We start from the raw sequence: 18,674 nt of genomic DNA on the forward strand, positions 1-18,674 counted from the left end.
GATTAAAGTAATATTATGCTGGAAATTTTTATATACATGAATGTAATTAGAACTTTTAAGGAATGAATAAGTATATTATTTAAAAAAAATATTCAGACAATAGAACTTGAGTTGTGCTCAAATTTTTAAAGAAAAAAGAGGATACGTCAAAAAGGTTATTACAATGACGAAAATCCTCTAAATTTTTTACTAGAGTTCTACTTATAATAGTTATGAAAATATTTTAGTATGGGTATAAGTTATAAGTAAGTCCCATTTCAAAGTACTTGCGAGCATACCAATCAGATGATGAACTTCCACTCATATCAAAACCAAAACCTTTAAAAATTTCAAATGAAAATCCTGCAGAAGAAGATTTTGTACCTTTAAATGTTAGTACTCCGGATCCATTTGCTGTAATTTCATGAGTTGGGAAGGAACCTGTAGTAGAGATTGCAACAACATCATCGTCTTCAAGCGTAAATGCTCCTGAGGTAATCGCGGCCATAGTCTTACTTTCAACTGAATTTATTTGTCTGAATGAACCAGAACTGTAAACATTCATTTTAACTGTCATTCTCACAGTACCAGGACCTATTTTCGTATCTTTGGTAGTGGTTACTATTCTATAATTGCCTGCTTGTAAATTAAAACCCTTTTGAATTACAGGCTCAACAGTTTCACCATACGTATCTAGAAGTACACCAGTCTCTTTATCAAAAATCTCAACTTTAGTAGAATTGCTGTCCTCTGTCCTCTTTATATCAACATTTTTGGAATTTGGAACTTTGATATAAGTCATTTTTAACTTAACATTTTGAGAATCAGAGGAATCAAGATTATTTGCAGACGCCAAAGGTGCAACTAGAATAATAGAGAGACAAAAAGTTAGCAGTAACATAAAAGATTTTTTAAAATTCACTTCGAAATACCTCCTAATATTTAGTAAATTATGATACTATAATCTATAGTAGATTAACATCTCTAAAATGTCAAATATAGGAATAATATAAAAATTTTATTTAAAAGCGAGGTATCTTACAAATGGATTTTTCAGAATTACATCAGTATTTTAATGATTTTTCTTCAGCTATTAGAAAAATTGCAGACAAAACTGGGAATGCAGTTTATGACGTAAAGGTGGAAGTTAGTAATTTAGTTAGTGCCTTGAACATGACGAACCTTTTATTAGGAGTTATTGCTTGTTTGCTCTTAGTGAATACAGTAATGAAATTTATTAAGAAAAAAGATCAATAGAAAGTTGCAGTTATCATCTTTTCTAGACTTTTTTTACTCACTGTATTTTACTAGGATTGGGGTTCTGATTACATAAATACAATCATCAGAACCCTGAATCACATGTAGGTTTAATTTTGTGCAGTTGGTTAAAAATATCTTAGTCTTATTTCTCGTGGAGGTAATTACTCCCATTCCTCACGCAACAACCCCATACGAATGGAATCATAATATACCCCTTTATAATAACGGCATTTACGCATCCGTCCCTCCATCTGCATGCCTAGCTTTTCCGCACAGTGGATCATTCTTGGGTTGCCTGACCATGTGGTTAAGCCTACACGAGCGATGTCTAGATGCTGGAACAAGTAGCTAATCCATAGCTTTAAGGCTTCTGTTCCATATCCGCCATTCCAATATTGAGTATCATAAATATCAATCCCCATTTCCAGCCAACGTGTCGATTTTTCCTCCCAATAAAAAGAAACCTCACCAATCACCTTGTTATCAGCTTCAATAACGAGCACCTGAGCTATGTCCTTAACGTCCTTAAGATCAATATGCTTTTGCATTTTTTCGGCAAATTGGGACTCTGTAATAATTTCTAATGGAAAATAAGGAGCATCAAATTGGCGCCATTCGGGATGTGCGGTACCGTAGATGTAACTGTAAAGTTGAGGGAGGTCAGTTGCGAGTGGGGGTCGTAGCTTTACTTTTTCACCTATTAAAATAAGATCGGGCATGGAGTTCGCCTGCTTTCTAATTTCTTTCATTTTTAGAGCTATCAGTGATCTGTGATCCAATATCAATAAGAGTCCTATTTATAACACACAGGTTGCACGTATATTTCAAAAGAAATATAATAAAGATAGAAATAAGGGGCCGTGCTCTAACACGGCACCCTTGCATAATAGCCGCTTTTAAGGGCGGGGCTATAAAGGTTGAATCTAATAAAAAATAGACCATTACCTTGTGAGGGGCGGTCTATTTTTTATTATGGAAAGAAAGTATAAGTACAACTAATGTCGCAAATGAAATCATTAGCGTCAAAGCTTGGTATACTTCCATGGCATCGTCCCCCTTTCCTGGAGGATTTAGCTGACCGCCCTATCATGCCTATTCTATTGTGTAAGGATAATTATACCATATTATGTATTCATTTTATCCGTATTCGCATCTGACTTTAGTTAGGGTATACTTAAAATATTAGATTTTAATTAAAAGGGAAATTAAATAATTCGCACTTGTTAGCTAGCGAAGTTGGCTACGGTGCAGAGAGTTCTTACGATCGTTGTTAAAACCATATTCCTTTATTTAAATAAAGATAGCTGTAGGAATCAAGTTTTAAATACGAACGCTATCACTTCTCCAGAATCTCTCTGCCCCTCCGCTAATTCTGTTAGACGTACAAGCACTAATTATTAGAGCAATCCCCCTTTTTATAGCCGAGTGAAGTAAGAAGTTAGGAATAAAGGAGACCAACCATGAACAAGCAATCCATCTATGGATTAACATTAGAGCAAATGAAAGAATGGACGTTGAAGCAAAACTTCAAGCCATCTCGTGCAAATACATTATGGACTCAATTATATCGTGATCGTGTGCATCAATTTAGTGATATGGAGCAAGAGAGCAAAGCTGCGGTAGCGTATGTTTCTTTGTTACAGGAGCAATTTGAAATGACCACGCTCGAAGAGCATGTGAAACAGGAGTCGGCTGATGGTACGGTTAAGTTTTTATTCCGTTTACATGACGGGCACTTAATCGAAACGGTGCTTATGCGTCAAAAATATGGGTTATCTGTCTGCGTTACGACTCAGGTGGGCTGTAACATCGGCTGTAGCTTTTGTGCGAGTGGACTATTAAGCAAAATCCGTAATTTAACGAGTGGTGAAATTGTAGAGCAAGTCATTCGTGTGCAGCAATTTTTAGATGACCGTGGCCAAGGGGAGAAGGTAACTCATCTTGTAGTGATGGGTATCGGTGAGCCATTTGATAACTATGAACATCTAATTAATTTCCTCAACATAATTAAGGATCACAAAGGCCTTGCCATTGGTTCACGTCGGATTACGGTGTCTACGAGTGGGCTTGCCCCTAAAATTAAGGCATTTGCCGATGAAAATTTAAGGGTTAATTTAGCGATTTCATTACATGCACCCAACAATGAGCTTCGTACCTCGATCATGAAAATTAATGCTGCGTTCCCATTAGAGAAGCTAATGGAGTCAGTGGATTATTTCTGTGAGGTTACGAATCAGCGAGTTGCTTTTGAATATATTTTGCTACAAGGTGTAAATGATCAGCCTGAGCATGCCAAGGAGCTAGCGGAGCTTATGATGAGCCGTAAGGATGTTTCTAGCGTCAATCTGATACCGTATAATCCAGTAGATGAACATATTCAATATGGTCGTAGTCTTAAAAATGATGTGCTTGGCTTTTATGATATTTTGAAAAAGCATGGCATTAACTGCACCATCCGTCAGGAGCATGGTACAGATATCGATGCCGCTTGTGGTCAGCTTCGAAGTAAGCAGATGAAGCGGGAAGGTAAGGTTCAGGAAAAAATCGTGTAGTCTCCATAGAAGTAGGAGGATACGAGAAGTAAAGAATGTGAGGGACAGGGAGGCAACGAGGATATGAAGGCAACCTATTCATTAGAGCAAGCAACGATTCATGATGTTCCACAACTAGCAGTTCTATTTGATCAATATCGTGTATTTTATGGACAACCTTCCAATGTAGAAGGAGCGAAGCAATTTTTGCTGGATCGCTTTAATCATGCGGAGTCTGTCATTTTAGTTGCTAAAGAGAATGAAAATGAAGATGCCAATACAGATGCAAATATAAATGTGAGCATGAACGCGAACATTGTAGGCTTTACACAGCTTTACCCGACCTTTTCCTCAATTTCTATGCAACGTTCATGGATTTTAAATGATCTGTATGTAGCTGAGGAACACAGAAAGCAAGGGATTGCCGAGCAGTTGTTAGAGCAAGCTAAACGCTTTGCCATGATGACAAATGCTAAAGGCATTGCGTTGTCTACAGCGCCAACTAATAAGCAGGCACAAGCTCTTTATGAGAAGTTGGGTTATGTGCGGGATGATGAGTTTTATAATTACTTCTTGTCTGTATGAACTATAAATAGCCCATGCATGGATAGAGATATCGCCATGCATGGGCTATTATCGTTTTTATTTACCAAAAACAAGCGTGGTATTGGATGAGCCTGCATATTTAGTGACGAATTCCTTGATATATTCAGGAGTTCTTACCTCATAGGAGTAATTATTTTTTGGATTCCAATTTGTAGATGGTGAAGTTTTATTTTTAATCTGCGGGAAGCTACCAACATCCTTGAAGAAGCCAGTGCCTTTATCATCAAGTATACCGCCCTTTTCACTACCTGCACCAAAATAGTTGTTTTCAGAATAGATTTTCGCTTGGGTTGCAATTGTAAATCCTAAGTTGAAGTTATTAATATAATTGTTTTTAATGTGGAAATAACCATATCTCATTAGCCCAGGAGCACGAGTATATACATTCTCGAAATAATTATTTGCCAGTGTAATATGTGGGAGTCCATTGTATTGTTGTTGTGAGTCATCAGGATATCCAAGAATAAGTCCATAACGATGATTCATAAATTTAGAGTTGCTTATAGTGATGTAGTCCGCACTTTGTCCAATGTACAACAGTTTGTCCAGATCGCCTCCATTCGGATTATAACTATGTCCTGCAAAGGTAACGTGGTCAATCCAATAGTTAGAGCCAGAAGTAAGATATAACTGTATATCATCGTTTTGGTTTATGTTTGGACTATGCTCGAACGTTAAGTTTTGGAAAATAACATTGTTTGAGGCGCCCGTTGTTCTGAGGTTAATATTTTTTAAAGTATGATTGGCATAAGAGCCTACTAGGGTTTTATTTGCTCCAATATTTATTTTAACTAGAGAATTAGAGCTGATATTTTTCTCAATGACTAAAATTTTGGGGCTAGAGTCTGGTAAATGTTGTTTTAATTTATCTAGTGTTGAAATATAAATGATAGAACCATTTTTTCCTCCTGTTACGGCTCCTTTGGAAACTCCGAATTCATTTTTAGCATTCCCAGCAAACCCAGTAAGTCCTGTCGAGGATGTGTTTGGGAAATTAGCTGCTCCTTGCGCATATGGAGTAGATAAGATTAACATGATGAATACGATGGTTAGAGAGATCAATTTGGTTGGATGGACCTTTCTCAAAATCATCACTTCCTTCAAAGTTTTTTTATATCCTTTCTAGTGAATCAATTCATAAAATAAAAAAAATAATTTTTACTATATTATACATTAAATACGCTTTATTTCAATATAATTCCATAAATAGATTATAAAAAAACCTATGCAGGTTGTTTGATAGATTCTGCATAGGTTCTTTATGAGAAGTTAGCTTATGTGTAGGAATTTATACAATATATGAGGTTACCTTGCTCCTAATAACCGCACATAAAATGAAGCGCCTTCACCCACTGAACTTTTCGCATAAATTTCTCCTTTATGTTGCTCCACGATTGAACGTGCAATTGCTAGGCCCAGACCGTGCCCGCCATTTATGCGTGCTCTGGAGGAATCAGTCCGATAAAACCGGTCAAAAACACGATCCAGATGCTCCGGTGCAATGCCTTCCCCCGTATTGGAGATGGTTAGTATTACATCGTAATTTAGCTTCTGAAGCGTAACGGTTACAGCTCCCTTCGTTCCAGAGTATTTTACAGCATTATCTAGTAGGATTAAAATAACCTGTTGAATTTGCTCACGGTTTCCATGAACGCTTAAATCAGGTTCAATATTGTAATCGAGAGAAATGTCTTTCTCAAAAATAACAGCCTCCATCGGCAAAATAATGCTTTCTACTGCATCACTCATATTAAATTTGGTATGCATTGGCATGGAATGGGAGTCATCCATCTGAGTTAGATACAATAAATCATTGGTTAGTCTAGACATTCGCTCGGCTTCCGATTTGATATAGTGTAGCCATTTAGCTTGATTTTCAATGGTATCCTCCTGATTCGCCAGAAGAACATCTGTATTGGTATTAATGATAGTCAACGGCGTTTTGAGTTCATGTGACGCATCTGCAATAAATTGCTTCTGCTTCTCAAATGCTTCCCGAACAGGCGCAATTGAGCGATTGGCGAAATAGCGACTTAGGAAATAGATCACAATAAGCATAATGAGCCCAACGACCGCAAAGGTGTAGATTAAATTCGTCAAAATACCCTGTTGTGCCGTCACATCCATAAATACAATCATGGGTCCCTCAGTGCTTGCATCAATAATATACGCCCAGTCCGTGCCATCCAAAGAAAACTGGCCTCTCTGCCGCTCTCCTTTGGCAAGATTACTACGATCTACTTTTTGTAATGCTTCGTTATAAAAGGTGTTTTCCATGTTAAACCGCGAATGGGTGTCCGTGATATTCCCTTGATTATCCGTTTGAATCATAAAAGAAACAGAGCGGGCTGGTGGAGAACCGAGATCTCCCCCTGGCCCCCGATTTTGTTTGAAATCATTACCGCCATTACCACTGCTCTCACTTTTACCTGTTGTAGAAGGTAGAGATTGGTATGGACCATGATAGAAATCCGACGCTTTATAAAGCTCCAAGTTCGTTTCACGTTGCACATTCTGATACGTAATGACGTAAATCGTTATAAAAGCAACGATCATCATAAATGAGATTGACATCAAATTAACAATCAGAAACCGATTACGAAGTTTTTTAAACATTAACTCATCACCTCAAGTACATACCCCACGCCTCGAATTGTGTTGATGCGAACAGATGAATTCAGGAAGGTTAGTTTTTTTCGCAAAAAGGAAATATAGACCTCGACGTTGTTATATTCCACTTCCGAGTCGAATCCCCACAGCTTCTCAATAATCTGCTCTTTAGAAGTGATCGCCTGTTTACGCATAATCAGTAGCTCTAGCAGCTCATTCTCCTTCAAATTGAGTTTAATCTCCTTATCCTGCACACTCAGCTTTAACTGGGTCGTATTTAGTTCAATATCTCCATACCTCAAGCTATCCTCGGGGATAACCTCTCCTTTACGTCTCAAAGCTGCCCGAATGCGGGCAAGCAGTTCTTCTGTAGCAAATGGCTTTGCAATATAATCATCGGCTCCATAATCCAGGCCGGATACCTTGTCTGACAAATCCCCTTTGGCTGTAAGCAGAATGACTGGTGTATGGTTTCCTTCACTGCGTAATGTCTTTAGCACGTTAATGCCATCCATTTCTGGCATCATAATATCCAATAATAACAGATCATAGATGCCGCTCAGTGCATAATCAAGCCCTGATCTGCCATCGTGGACTACGTCCACAGAATAGTTGTTTTTTTTCAAAATCTGCGATACCGCCTCAGCTAAATGAACCTCATCTTCTGCAATTAATATTCTCATGATTCAACCATTCCTCTGCTTGATTTATTTATATCTTTAAAACTACACGCTTGTTACATTCAGTTGGTTTGGATGTTTTTATTTTACCAATAAAACCTTGAATCAACCTTAACAACTTGCAAATGCAGATTATTAGATGAAGGTAAGGAATTGTTAACGCAATGTAAAACGATTTAAGGTTCATTCAAGGTTGTTCCTCTAAGATACATACATGAAGGCACTACACGATGAATGAAAACATACAAATCTTACCCGAAAGGATGAACCATTATGGCAATTGAAGTATTTAACCGGTATGAGAGCAAATACCTGCTGACGGATGAGCAATACGCCTACTTCTATAATGACCTACTAAAATACATGGAGCTAGATGCGTACAACAAAACACATGAATACTACTCCATCAGTAACCTATACTTTGACACACCACATGATTCACTGATTCGAGCCAGCCTCTCCAAACCGAAATACAAAGAAAAGCTCAGATTAAGAGCCTATGGCGTACCTGAAGAAAATGCCAAAGTGTACCTGGAGATAAAAAAGAAGGTTTTTGGTCTCGTAAATAAACGTAGGACAGCCTTGAAGCTAGACGAAGCTTATGAATTTGTTTCTTCTGGAGAGATGCCGGACTTTGCAAATTATATGAATAAACAGGTTCTGGAAGAGATTAAATACTTTCTTCAAATTTATGATTTAGAACCTAAGGTGTATCTAGCCTATGAACGCAAGGCATTGTTTGATAAGAACAGTCGTGATCTCCGTATTACCTTTGATACCAATATCCGTAGTCGCAGGTATGATCTGAAGCTAGAGCAAGGCGATTATGGCGAGCCATTGGTGAAGGATGGTCGCTGGCTCATGGAAGTCAAAGCTGAGAAAACGGTTCCCTTCTGGTTGTCCCAACTGCTTAGTAAACACGGGCTTTATCGAATAGGCTTCTCCAAATATGGAAATGAGTTCAGATATTTAGTCAAAAGAAATAATCTTAACTACCAGAACGGAACGGAGCTGGAGTCAGAGTCAGCTACAGATTTCAATCCAGTTTTGGAACAAGAAAAAACAATCAAAGAAAGAGAGCGTGTACTTTATGCTTGATTCAATTTTTAGCTCCGCACTAGACGGAACAACATTAAATTTTAGTAGTGCAGTGATTACTATCGGAATCGCCATTTTGCTTGGACTTATTATTAGTTTTACCTATATGAGAACCAATCAGACCACATATTCTCAAAGCTTCACTTTAACGATGGTTGTACTACCAGTTATTGTTGCCATCATCATTCTACTAATTGGAAGTAATATTGCTAGGGCATTCAGCTTGGCCGGAGCTTTCTCTATCATTCGTTTCCGCAGTGCACCTGGTGATCCGAAGGATATTGCTTACGTTTTGTTCACGATGGCATCTGGCTTGGCATGTGGTGTAGGTGCCTTTGGTTATTCGGTTATGTTCACGCTTATCCTGTGTATTATGATGTTTTTATTAAGCCGTTTTAATTTTGGTGCAAAAAAGAGTCTACAAAAGACATTAAAAGTAACAATTCCTGAAAATTTAAGCTATGAAGAAGCGCTAAACGAAGTGTTTTATAAATTTAATGTCCCGTTTGAGCTCAAAAAGATTAGAACCACGGAGCTTGGGAGTTTGTATGAACTAGTTTATATTGTGACAATTAATGAAAATGTGAATCAGAAGCAATTTTTAGATACGATTCGTACCCGTAATGGTAATCTCGATATTTCGTTAACCATGAGCCCATCTACAGAATATTAAGTCTCGAAGCTTGACTTGATTGATGACTTAATAGCTTGATTAACCCATTATGAATGGAGAGGAATGATAGGAATGAAGAAAAATATAACGAAGCGCAAAAATATGATTACAAGTAGTAAGATTTGGTCCATTACCATGATTACCAGCTTGCTCGCAGCATGCAATGCTCCAGCAGCCACCAGCACTGCCGCTAATGCTGCGGTATCCACAACAGGTTCATCTAAAACAGTATCTGACAGTCAGTCAACGTTAGTGAAATATGCAGATTTGGTTTCTTTGGATGCAGATGATACCAACGTAAGCTGGACTGAAGCAGATTCAACCCTGATCAAATTGAATGGCGGCACAGCAGCCGTTACAGGCTCTGATACTGCCGGCGTGAAGACTAATAATGGTTCAGTCACGATCTCAAAAGCAGGTACTTATGTGCTCAGTGGCGAGTTAACAGATGGTCAGATCGTGGTCAACGTTGCTGATAAAGGTCTGGTGCATCTCGTGTTAAATGGAGCAAGTATTCATGATAATGACAGTGCAGGCATTTATATTCAAAAGGCAGGCAAGACAGTAATTACCCTTGAAAAGGGAACGAAGAACTTCGTTTCTGATGGAAAAACCTATGTATATGAAGATAAAAGCACCGATGAGCCAGATGCGGCTATTTTCAGCAAGGCTGATCTTACGTTTAATGGTGCAGGGCAGCTGACCGTTACGGGTAACTATAATGAAGGGATTACTAGCAAGGATGATCTGAAAATCTTAAGTAGTGCAATTACTGTCAAGGCAGCTGATGACGGCATTAAAGGTAAGGACATGGTTGCGATTCAGGGAGCAACGATTAGCATTGATGCGGTAGGTGACGGCATTAAATCTAGCAATGATAAGGATATAACTAAAGGCTTTGTTGCCATTGCAGACGGAACCTTCAACATTGTTAGTGGTAGCGATGGTATTCAGGCAGAGACTACATTAGTGATGGATGGGGGGACATATAATATCGTGACCGCAGGCGGAAGTGCAAACGCACCAGCAAAGGTTGAGGAAGGCCCTGGTGGAGGCATGGGCTTTGGTGGAGGTCGAGGTGACGGCCCTCGAAATCGAGTGGATGGTGCTACACCTCCATCCAATATGGGTACACCACCTGATGGAGAACCCCCAGCCGATAAGCCGGAAATGCCTAATGGTGACAGTTCTAACAATAGCCCAATGGTAGGGACTGATTCGAACGTCGATGCAGACAATGCAGGGGCAACAACAGAAGAAGAATCTATCAGTGCAAAGGCACTTAAAGCAGGAACTAACCTAACTGTAAATGGTGGAAAATATACGATTGATTCAATGGACGATTCCTTGCATAGCAACAGCGATGTGACAGTGAATGGAGGGACCTTCACAATTCAGTCTGGAGATGATGCGATACATGCTGATCAAGCGTTAACTATTAATGGTGGAAGTATTAAAATCACCAAAAGTTATGAAGGACTTGAAGGAGCACTCATCACCTTGAATGACGGAGAAATTGATGTGACTTCCTCAGATGATGGTGTAAATGCCTCCACTTCAACAACGAGCACTGCTACCAAAGGTGAAGAAGATGCTACACAGCAAAACCGTGGCCCAGGCGGATTTCCTGGTAATTCTGATAGCAACAGTGAGCTTCACATTAATGGAGGGTCTCTCACCGTGAATGCGGGCGGAGATGGTCTAGATGCTAATGGCTCAATTACGATGACAGGTGGAACCGTTATTGTAAATGGCCCAACAAGCAATGGTAACGGTGCATTAGATTATGATGGGACATTTGTCATTAGTGGCGGATATTTGGTGGCAGCAGGTAGCTCCGGCATGGCACAGGGCACATCAGATGCTTCAACACAAAATACGCTTGTTATGACATTCCCTGAAATACAAAAAGCAGGAACAATGGTTCACGTTCAAGACAGCAAGGGGAATAACATTTTGACATTTGCACCAGCTAAAAATTATCAAAATGTAGTTATTAGCTCCCCGAATCTTACGAAGGATGGCTCTTATGTTATTTATACAGGTGGGACATCTACAGGAGAAGAAGTGAATGGACTGTATACAGGCGGAACGTATAGTGGTGGGACTCAATTCATTGCCTTCCAGTCTACAAGCAATGTGACTTGGGTAAATGAGTCAGGTGTAACGACAGCACGATCTGGTATGGGTGGCCCTGGTGGTGGTTGGCAAGGTGGAGCCGATGGTGCTCGCAATCGCCGGCAGTCAGGCACATCTCAAGGGACAACAAGCAAGACAGACACGAGCAATTCGGCAGGTAAATAAATTTATGAAGCAGAGAATGAACATGTAAATAAGGAAACTTTATTCAGCACAAATTAAAACAACTCGACCTCGAAACTACGATACACGTTAATTTCTTGGGTCGAGTTGTTTTTATATAAAGAATTTGTGCATTGCGAGCATGTCTTAACGCTTCAGGCTTCCTCCATTGGTGCTAATTACTTCTTTGTACCAGTGGAATGACTTTTTACGGTATCTTTCCAATGTACCTGAGCCGTCATCATGACGATCTACGTAGATGAAGCCATAACGCTTCTTAAGCTGTGCAGTGGAAGCACTAACAAGGTCGATACAACCCCAAGGCGTGTAACCCATGACTTCTACACCATCCGCAATCGCTTCACCAACCTGAACAAGGTGATCGTTTAAATACTGAATGCGATAGTCATCCTCTACCGTTTTTTCGCCTTTTTCATTCGTAATCAGCTCATCGACTGCACCAAGTCCATTTTCAACGATAAACAATGGTTTTTGGTAACGATCGTAGAAGGAGTTAAGCACATAACGTAGACCTTTCGGGTCAATTTGCCAGCCCCACTCACTTGCTTCGAGGTACGGGTTAGGTACGCCAGCAAAAATATTTCCGCCACCTTTGTTGTATTTACTTAAGTCCGCAGCCTGACAAATACTTACATAATAGCTAAATGAGATGAAATCAACGGTATTTTTCAAAATTTCCTCATCGCCTGGCTCAAAATGAATGCTGATGTTATTTTCCTTGAAATAACGCTTCATGTATCCAGGATATTCGCCTCTAACGTGCACATCGGCAAAGAAGTCATTTTTATGGTTATATTCCATTGTTGCAATAACGTCATCTGGGTTTGGTGTAATTGGATACGTAGGCAAGCTAAGCACCATACAACCGATTTGAGCATCTGGATCAATTTCATGGCCGATTTTGACCGCTAATGCACTAGCTACAAATTCATGGTGACAAGCTTGGTACAAGTCTTGTTTGCTTAATTCCTCTTTTGGAGTCCAGATCCCACCACTCATAAATGGCGCCTCAAGAATGGAGTTGATTTCATTGAAAGTAAGCCAATATTTCACTTTACCTTTGTAGCGCGTAAACAATGTACGTACATACCGCTCATAGAAGCCAACAAGATCACGGTTAACCCAACCGTTATATTCTTTGGATAAATGTAATGGTGTCTCATAGTGAGAAATCGTTACAAGTGGCTCAATGCCATATTTTAAACATTCGTCAAAAAGGTCATCATAAAATTGTAGTCCCTTTTCGTTTGGCTCTAGCTCGTCCCCTTTAGGGAAAATACGCGACCAAGCGATTGAGGTTCTGAATGTTTTGAAGCCCATTTCTGCAAACAACTTCACATCTTCTTTATAGCGATGATAAAAGTCAATTCCAATTAATTTCATGTTGTCTTCGGTAGGCACGTCTGTAATGGGGCCGGCGATCCCTTGTGGAGAAATATCTTGTGTAGACCAGCCTTTACCATCCTCTTGATAAGCCCCTTCACATTGGTTAGCCGCTACAGCTCCGCCCCATAGAAAGTTTTTTGGAAATTGTAAGCTCATGTTATCCCGCCTTTATATTTTTTAAATGTGGTAAACTAATGAATATAAGCCTTTAATGGCATCGTAATAGATGTAACGCGTTACATGTCAAGTTTTTATTCCAGAAGGAGGATCAGGATGGCGAGTCTAGATCAAATTGCGAAAATATCCGGTTATTCGAAAGCCACTGTATCTAGAGTTCTGAACAACTCTCCCCATGTTAATCCCCAAACGAGAGATAAAATTTTAGAGATTATGAAGCAATTAGATTATGTGCCAAATCGGAATGCGATCTCCTTAGCTAAAGGTAGGACGATGCAAATTGGTGTCATTACCGCTGTTATCAATGAGGTCATGCTACCATTCCTAAATAGCTTTGTGAAGACGGCAGAACGATATGGGTTTCAGAGTATTATTTATATTACATATGGTGACGAAAAAAAAGAGCTGCAGGCCTTTAATGATTTGAAACAAAAAAGGGTGGATGGACTAGCCATTGTTAATTCATCTATTAACCCAGATCTAATCGCTACTTATTTGAAATTTGGACCCATCGTGTCATGGCAACGCATGAATCACCCTGAGCTTCAATGGGTGTCGATGGATCAATATGAAGGTTATTCACTTGCTTTGGAGCATCTGCTTCAAAAAGGTTATCGAGTGATCGCCAACGCCTTTGGTAGAAGTGCCAGTATCAACACACTAAATAGACGTAGAGCGTATGAAGCTTGGATGAAACAGTATAATTTGCCCGTTATGTCGGATTTTTATTATTCTGATATTCACAATATTCCAGATGGTGAGCAGGTTATGGTGGATTTAGTGTCGACAGGTAAAATTGAACACGTAGATGCGATTTTATGTGCCAATGATTATGTAGCCGCAGGCATGTTCACACAGGCACATCGAGAAGGGATTTCTATACCAAATGAGATAGCCATTGTAGGCTTTGATAACACCGCGATTTCAAAAACGCTTGGCATTACTACGATCGATAATCCGGTCAAGCTACAAGGAGAAAATGCCTTTTTTATTTTGTCACAGCGGTTGCTGAAGGAGCCAATTCCACTTCATAAGTTAAGCTATAAGTTAGTGGAGAGGGAGACGACTTAAAGAGAGAGATGATTAAAGATCGGAGAATGTGAGGGAAGAATAGCAAGAAAAAGGGCAGAAAAATGAGCGAAAATAGAGCAATAAAAAGAGAAGAGACAGTTGCCCCGTTTTCGAGGAGACATACTGTCCCTTTTATACTAGCTAATATTAGGTTTTTCTTTTGTGTTACATCATTATTTTGCTTTGTACCCTAATCGCTCTAAATATTGTAGCAGCTTGGGTCTCAGTTCATTCACCTCAGCTTGTTGTTCCTTTGATAACCGATCCCAATCCACTTCATTCGTCACGATGGATTTGTAATTCCACATGGTCTCATAAGTATGTTTGAATTCTTGATACTCTGCTTCCGTAAATTGCGTCTTGGCTTTCTTTAACGCGTTCTCCCAAAAGGCTGGTTCATCCATAGAGGACTTAGCTGTCGCTTGCTTATCTAACTGTTCTAATCGTTCAAATAAAGGTGTCAGTTGCTCAGTTAAGGCTTCATAATGAGCTTTCTCTTGCTTGCTCCACGTCTTGGGATCAATATTCCCATTAGCGTCGGCATATTTTAAGTAAAATTGACCATACTCCTTTAGCGTGGTCATAAACTTTGTATACTCTTCTTCGCTAAGTTGATTTTTAGCTTGTATTAGCTTTTTTTCAAGCCGTTCGTATTGTTGCTCAGTCCCTCCCAATTGCAACACCGCTTCTTTGGAGCCATAAATGGCATCTGCTAAGTAATGATAACCTGCATAAGCACCTACAGGAATAAGTAGTAAAGCGGTAACGATGACGGAAACAAGCCACTTTTTCATTGTTTTTCCTCCTTGTGTAGCTGAGATTTCCTTTATAATTTGGTACTGGAGGTGGGAGGGAGCTGTCCAATGCTTCGTATGCTCCTGTAGAGCCTTTTGCAATTGTTGATCAAGGTCATTATGACTCATGCCAGTTCTCCACCTTTCCATTGATTAAAGGAAGCAATGTTTGCTTTTTTCTTAATTTTTGTAATGCTGCGTGTATACGTGATTTAACAGTTCCAAGTGGAATGCTTAATATTTCAGCGATCTCTTCTTGGGTGTATTGGTTCAAGTAATGTAAAATAACGACCTGCTTGAGCTTGAAAGGAAGCTTGTTTACTGCATAAATTAGCGCTTGCTGAGACATTTTATCCGTCAACTCAGGTGAGAAATCCTGCTGAACTTCTTCTCTCACTCCGGCTTTCTGTAGCAAACGAAATTGACGCCATCTTTGTCTCCGATAGGTTTGGATTTGACGGATAGCAATTGTCATAAGCCAAGGGCGGAAGGGGCGTGCCAGATCATAGTGTTGCAATGAGCGGTACACAGAAATATATATTTCTTGCACAATATCATCGCTATCTGCGATGTTTACTACAAGAAATCGAACCGTTCGATATACATCCTGAACCGTGATTTCATAAAGTGTTCGATAAGCTTCCACACTGCCGGCTAGCGTGGACTTAATTAGCTCTTTTTCAGTATCCATGATCTGCTCCCTACCTTCTCTTTTCACACCGCGCGGTGTTTTGCTGCACCTTTCATACTATATTGGTTCAATCTTTTAATATCGTTCGATTTATTTTTTTAAATATTTAATTGCATACAATGAAATTGTGCGTTAATATATATAGTAGCTGACACTCCTTTACATATCTGAAATTCGATAAAACCTATGGAAAGAGGAATTTATGATGGAAATACTTGCAATTGTTTTAGTTTCAATTGTTGCGCTTGAACATGTGTATATTATGATTATGGAAATGTTTATGTGGGAAACGAAAGGGCCAACGGTGTTTGGTTTAGAGCCTAGCTTTGCGAAGCAAACGAAAGGATTAGCAGCTAACCAAGGCTTATATAACGGATTTCTTGCGGCTGGCTTAGTGTGGGGACTTGTACATCCTAACGCTACTTTTGGTCATCAGCTTACTTTATTTTTCTTAATTTGTGTTGCGATTGCAGCGATCTATGGCGCATTAACATCTAGCAAATCGATATTAGTGAAGCAAGGAATTCCTGCATTTTTAGCGATTATCGCTGTTTTACTATAAAAGAATAATAACAATTGTAATAATAAAACAACAATAAAACAACTTAAAAAGCCTATCTTCAACGAATAAGGGACAGTTACACACATCCCTAGTCTGACGTTGAGAAGTTAGGCTTTTTGTTTGTCATTTTTGCTCGATAAAAAAAGTTTCATGTGGAACATTGTCGAAAAATATATAACCTAAGCGATATAAATCCACTATGAGAACTCTATAAAACGTTATAAGATGCTATGAATTGGTCACCACTTGCGATCTCAATCGTAAATTGTGCAGAAGGAATCCACTTTCTACGTAAAAAATCTCTTCCTTTTATCCCAATGTGATCCTCATATACCTCTACATAATAACCTTGACTACCCACAATCGGCTCATGCTCATCATTCCATAAATAGGCGGTGGACGCTACATTTAGCATAACGGGACCTTGTGGTGAGCAGAGATCGGTATAGATCGTATTTTTTGATTCCATTTCCCAATGGGTATGCCCTGTAAATAAAATTAGATTGGGGTATTTACTTAAAATCTCCCTTAGCTGTTCATCTTCCTGTACGCCGTAAAAGCTTTGATCTTCCGATGAGCCTGCAACGGTGTTTATTAGTGGTTGGTGAAGAAATATAAACGTATGGCGATCACAATGTTGATCGTTATCCCCTTGCTCCTGCAGCTTTTCCTCAAGCCATTGGAGTTGGGTATCACTTAGTGTACAAAACGATTCTAATCCTTCCTCTGTACCAAGAAAGAGAAAATGATAACCTTTCAGCCAAAAATCGTAATAAGGAGCAGGAGAGTGAGTATAAGACAAAAATTGCTTCAAACTAACATGGAAGTCGCCAACTCCGACATCATGGTTGCCTAAAGTATAATGAATATTAGGAAGGTAGGCATGATATTTGTTAATGATGCGCAGGAGTTCCCTGTATTCCTCCCTGTAGCCATGCTCAGTAATATCACCAACATGCATAATACCATGACTGGATGGAGCTTGTGCGTAAATATCCTGTAGGGCACGTTCAAAATTAACGTTGTAAGCGTGGGAAGGACTCGGAGTAAGATGAGTGTCTGTAATAACCTGAAAGGAGAGCAGGGGCAGCTGTGGTTTCTTTTCCTCAGATTCATGTTGAAGCATCATGCTACCTCCTATCGTCTAAAGGTAATAGATTATAGTCAGTGTAATCCCTCTGCATTAGGGTGACATCATAGCTGTATTAAATCTATGTAAAAAACCCAAACGATCATCTGCTTAACTCTAAATTAGAATTTTGCTAGATCATTTGGGTTTAATATTAATTTTGCATGACCGCATCTACACCTACAACGATCATACTTATAATACCTGTGAATACAACCGTTAATTGCTTCTTGCTAAGCTTAATCGAATCGAAGACGATCGGAAGCAGCCATTTAGTGCAGACGAAGCCCCACAAGACTACAACACCCATCACAAAAAGCAATCGTTTCCCAAGCCTCAACGTCTCTGCAGACGATAAAACACTTGAAAATAGTAGCTCTTTACTTAAATAAATGGAGAAGCCCATCAAAATAAGAAAGGTAAGCAAGATCGCCATCGTTGCCATAATATAGGCCACGTCTTTATTAAAAAAGGCGGAGACAGCTTTTTTCTTCATCTGAGGTAAACCAATTAGAAAAAAGACAATCCCCATCACAAATGCACTCAAGCCAAAGGCTAGTGTAAGGCTATTTGCGGCGATTCCAATCATACCAATGAATTTTATCAAGATTTTTTAGACCCAATTTTGCTTAGTAGGTTTTGAACCTGAGCATGTAATTGCTTCGCGTCCTCTAGCTCTACTTCGGTATCTTGGAATAGCTTGCAAGGAATTTCGTTGGCAGCCTGCTCCATCTCTCTACCTTCAGGTGTCACTGTAATTAATACGTTACGTTCATCATGCTGATCCCGGGTACGTTTAATTAAGCCCATCGCTTCAAGCTTTTTTAATAGTGGGGTTAATGTACCTGAGTCAAGATATAATCGTTGTCCAAGATCCTTTACCGTGGTATTATCCTGCTCCCACAATGCGATCATCGTGATATATTGGGTATACGTTAAATTAAGATCCTGTAAAATAGGGCGGTACAGCTTCATAATCTCTCTAGAGCATGCGTAAAAGGCAAAACATAGCTGATCATCTAGCTTCAAAGTATTTTTAATTTCCATATTGTTATCACCTGCCATTTAATTGTATGCAATTTTTTTTATTATAGCATTGCTTTTA

At 39.3% G+C, this 18,674-nt stretch carries 20 protein-coding genes; 8 read left to right on the top strand and 12 right to left on the bottom strand.

The features are described from left to right. Positions 1–223 precede the first annotated feature (223 nt). The gene (locus tag J2Z32_RS09900) at positions 224–901 is read right to left on the bottom strand and encodes a hypothetical protein (RefSeq protein WP_210089004.1); all 678 of its coding nucleotides are present in this window, start codon (positions 899–901) and stop codon (positions 224–226) included. Positions 902–1,023: 122 nt separating this feature from the next. Here J2Z32_RS09900 and J2Z32_RS09905 point away from each other — a divergent pair, with 122 nt between their 5' ends. Next, positions 1,024–1,236 carry a hypothetical protein gene (locus J2Z32_RS09905; RefSeq protein ID WP_210089005.1) on the top strand — a complete coding sequence of 71 codons (213 nt, stop codon included), beginning with the start codon at positions 1,024–1,026 and terminating at the stop codon, positions 1,234–1,236. Between the two features lie 164 nt (positions 1,237–1,400). Here J2Z32_RS09905 and J2Z32_RS09910 read toward each other — a convergent pair whose 3' ends face one another. Next, positions 1,401–1,958 carry a GNAT family N-acetyltransferase gene (locus J2Z32_RS09910; RefSeq protein WP_210089110.1) on the bottom strand — a complete coding sequence of 186 codons (558 nt, stop codon included), beginning with the start codon at positions 1,956–1,958 and terminating at the stop codon, positions 1,401–1,403. Positions 1,959–2,199: 241 nt separating this feature from the next. Further along, positions 2,200–2,283 carry a putative holin-like toxin gene (locus tag J2Z32_RS22710; RefSeq protein ID WP_425342994.1) on the bottom strand — a complete coding sequence of 28 codons (84 nt, stop codon included), beginning with the start codon at positions 2,281–2,283 and terminating at the stop codon, positions 2,200–2,202. 416 nt (positions 2,284–2,699) lie between these two features. Here J2Z32_RS22710 and rlmN point away from each other — a divergent pair, with 416 nt between their 5' ends. Then, a complete protein-coding gene (gene rlmN / locus J2Z32_RS09915; RefSeq protein ID WP_210089006.1) occupies positions 2,700–3,791 on the top strand; it encodes a dual-specificity RNA methyltransferase RlmN in 1,092 nt (363 codons plus the stop codon). Between the two features lie 63 nt (positions 3,792–3,854). After that, positions 3,855–4,355, top strand: a complete 501-nt coding sequence (locus J2Z32_RS09920) for a GNAT family N-acetyltransferase (RefSeq protein ID WP_210089007.1) — start codon at positions 3,855–3,857, stop codon at positions 4,353–4,355. Between the two features lie 57 nt (positions 4,356–4,412). Here the strand turns inward: J2Z32_RS09920 and J2Z32_RS09925 are convergent, their stop codons facing one another. From J2Z32_RS09925 to J2Z32_RS09935, 3 genes are all read right to left on the bottom strand, one after another. Further along, positions 4,413–5,411, bottom strand: coding sequence for a polysaccharide lyase family 1 protein (locus J2Z32_RS09925; RefSeq protein WP_245251368.1), 999 nt, complete (start codon positions 5,409–5,411; stop codon positions 4,413–4,415). 270 nt (positions 5,412–5,681) lie between these two features. After that, on the bottom strand, positions 5,682–6,992 hold the full coding sequence (locus tag J2Z32_RS09930; protein WP_210089008.1) for a sensor histidine kinase: 1,311 nt from the start codon (positions 6,990–6,992) through the stop codon (positions 5,682–5,684). Beyond that, the gene (locus J2Z32_RS09935; protein WP_210089009.1) at positions 6,992–7,669 is read right to left on the bottom strand and encodes a response regulator transcription factor; all 678 of its coding nucleotides are present in this window, start codon (positions 7,667–7,669) and stop codon (positions 6,992–6,994) included. The genes J2Z32_RS09930 and J2Z32_RS09935 overlap by 1 nt, the downstream gene beginning before the upstream one ends. A gap of 270 nt (positions 7,670–7,939) precedes the next feature. On the opposite strand from J2Z32_RS09935, the gene J2Z32_RS09940 reads away from it, so the two are divergent. The 3 genes from J2Z32_RS09940 (at position 7,940) to J2Z32_RS09950 (ending at position 11,741) form a co-directional block, all read left to right on the top strand. Further along, entirely contained in the window at positions 7,940–8,764 is an 825-nt protein-coding gene (locus J2Z32_RS09940; protein ID WP_210089010.1) for a polyphosphate polymerase domain-containing protein, read from the top strand. After that, positions 8,757–9,437 (top strand): DUF4956 domain-containing protein, encoded by a 681-nt coding sequence (locus tag J2Z32_RS09945; RefSeq protein WP_210089011.1) that lies wholly within the window; start codon positions 8,757–8,759, stop codon positions 9,435–9,437. The genes J2Z32_RS09940 and J2Z32_RS09945 overlap by 8 nt, the downstream gene beginning before the upstream one ends. 72 nt (positions 9,438–9,509) lie before the next feature. Continuing rightward, positions 9,510–11,741, top strand: a complete 2,232-nt coding sequence (locus J2Z32_RS09950; RefSeq protein ID WP_210089012.1) for a carbohydrate-binding domain-containing protein — start codon at positions 9,510–9,512, stop codon at positions 11,739–11,741. Between the two features lie 144 nt (positions 11,742–11,885). Here the strand turns inward: J2Z32_RS09950 and J2Z32_RS09955 are convergent, their stop codons facing one another. Continuing rightward, a complete protein-coding gene (locus tag J2Z32_RS09955) occupies positions 11,886–13,301 on the bottom strand; it encodes a glycoside hydrolase family 1 protein (RefSeq protein ID WP_210089013.1) in 1,416 nt (471 codons plus the stop codon). A 117-nt stretch (positions 13,302–13,418) separates the two neighbouring features. Here J2Z32_RS09955 and J2Z32_RS09960 point away from each other — a divergent pair, with 117 nt between their 5' ends. Further along, positions 13,419–14,393, top strand: a complete 975-nt coding sequence (locus J2Z32_RS09960) for a LacI family DNA-binding transcriptional regulator (RefSeq protein ID WP_210089014.1) — start codon at positions 13,419–13,421, stop codon at positions 14,391–14,393. 173 nt (positions 14,394–14,566) lie between these two features. On the opposite strand, the gene J2Z32_RS09965 is transcribed toward J2Z32_RS09960, so the two are convergent. Further along, complete coding sequence (locus J2Z32_RS09965; RefSeq protein ID WP_210089015.1) at positions 14,567–15,316, bottom strand: DUF3600 domain-containing protein; 750 nt, start codon at positions 15,314–15,316, stop codon at positions 14,567–14,569. After that, positions 15,306–15,878: a sigma-70 family RNA polymerase sigma factor gene (locus J2Z32_RS09970; protein ID WP_210089016.1), complete on the bottom strand. Its 573-nt coding sequence runs from the start codon at positions 15,876–15,878 to the stop codon at positions 15,306–15,308. Before J2Z32_RS09970 ends, J2Z32_RS09965 begins: the two co-directional genes overlap by 11 nt. Positions 15,879–16,083: 205 nt before the next feature. Here J2Z32_RS09970 and J2Z32_RS09975 point away from each other — a divergent pair, with 205 nt between their 5' ends. Further along, positions 16,084–16,440: a DUF1304 domain-containing protein gene (locus J2Z32_RS09975; protein ID WP_210089017.1), complete on the top strand. Its 357-nt coding sequence runs from the start codon at positions 16,084–16,086 to the stop codon at positions 16,438–16,440. A gap of 208 nt (positions 16,441–16,648) precedes the next feature. On the opposite strand, the gene J2Z32_RS09980 is transcribed toward J2Z32_RS09975, so the two are convergent. The 3 genes from J2Z32_RS09980 to J2Z32_RS09990 form a co-directional block, all read right to left on the bottom strand. Then, on the bottom strand, positions 16,649–17,566 hold the full coding sequence (locus tag J2Z32_RS09980; protein ID WP_245251359.1) for a metallophosphoesterase family protein: 918 nt from the start codon (positions 17,564–17,566) through the stop codon (positions 16,649–16,651). A 157-nt stretch (positions 17,567–17,723) separates the two neighbouring features. Then, the gene (locus J2Z32_RS09985; RefSeq protein ID WP_210089019.1) at positions 17,724–18,176 is read right to left on the bottom strand and encodes a hypothetical protein; all 453 of its coding nucleotides are present in this window, start codon (positions 18,174–18,176) and stop codon (positions 17,724–17,726) included. Further along, positions 18,173–18,616 (bottom strand): MarR family winged helix-turn-helix transcriptional regulator, encoded by a 444-nt coding sequence (locus J2Z32_RS09990; protein WP_245251361.1) that lies wholly within the window; start codon positions 18,614–18,616, stop codon positions 18,173–18,175. Before J2Z32_RS09990 ends, J2Z32_RS09985 begins: the two co-directional genes overlap by 4 nt. Positions 18,617–18,674: the final 58 nt, after the last annotated feature.

It is taken from the genome of Paenibacillus turicensis, from assembly GCF_017873435.1.
Classification (GTDB): Bacteria; Bacillota; Bacilli; order Paenibacillales; family Paenibacillaceae; genus Fontibacillus; species Fontibacillus turicensis.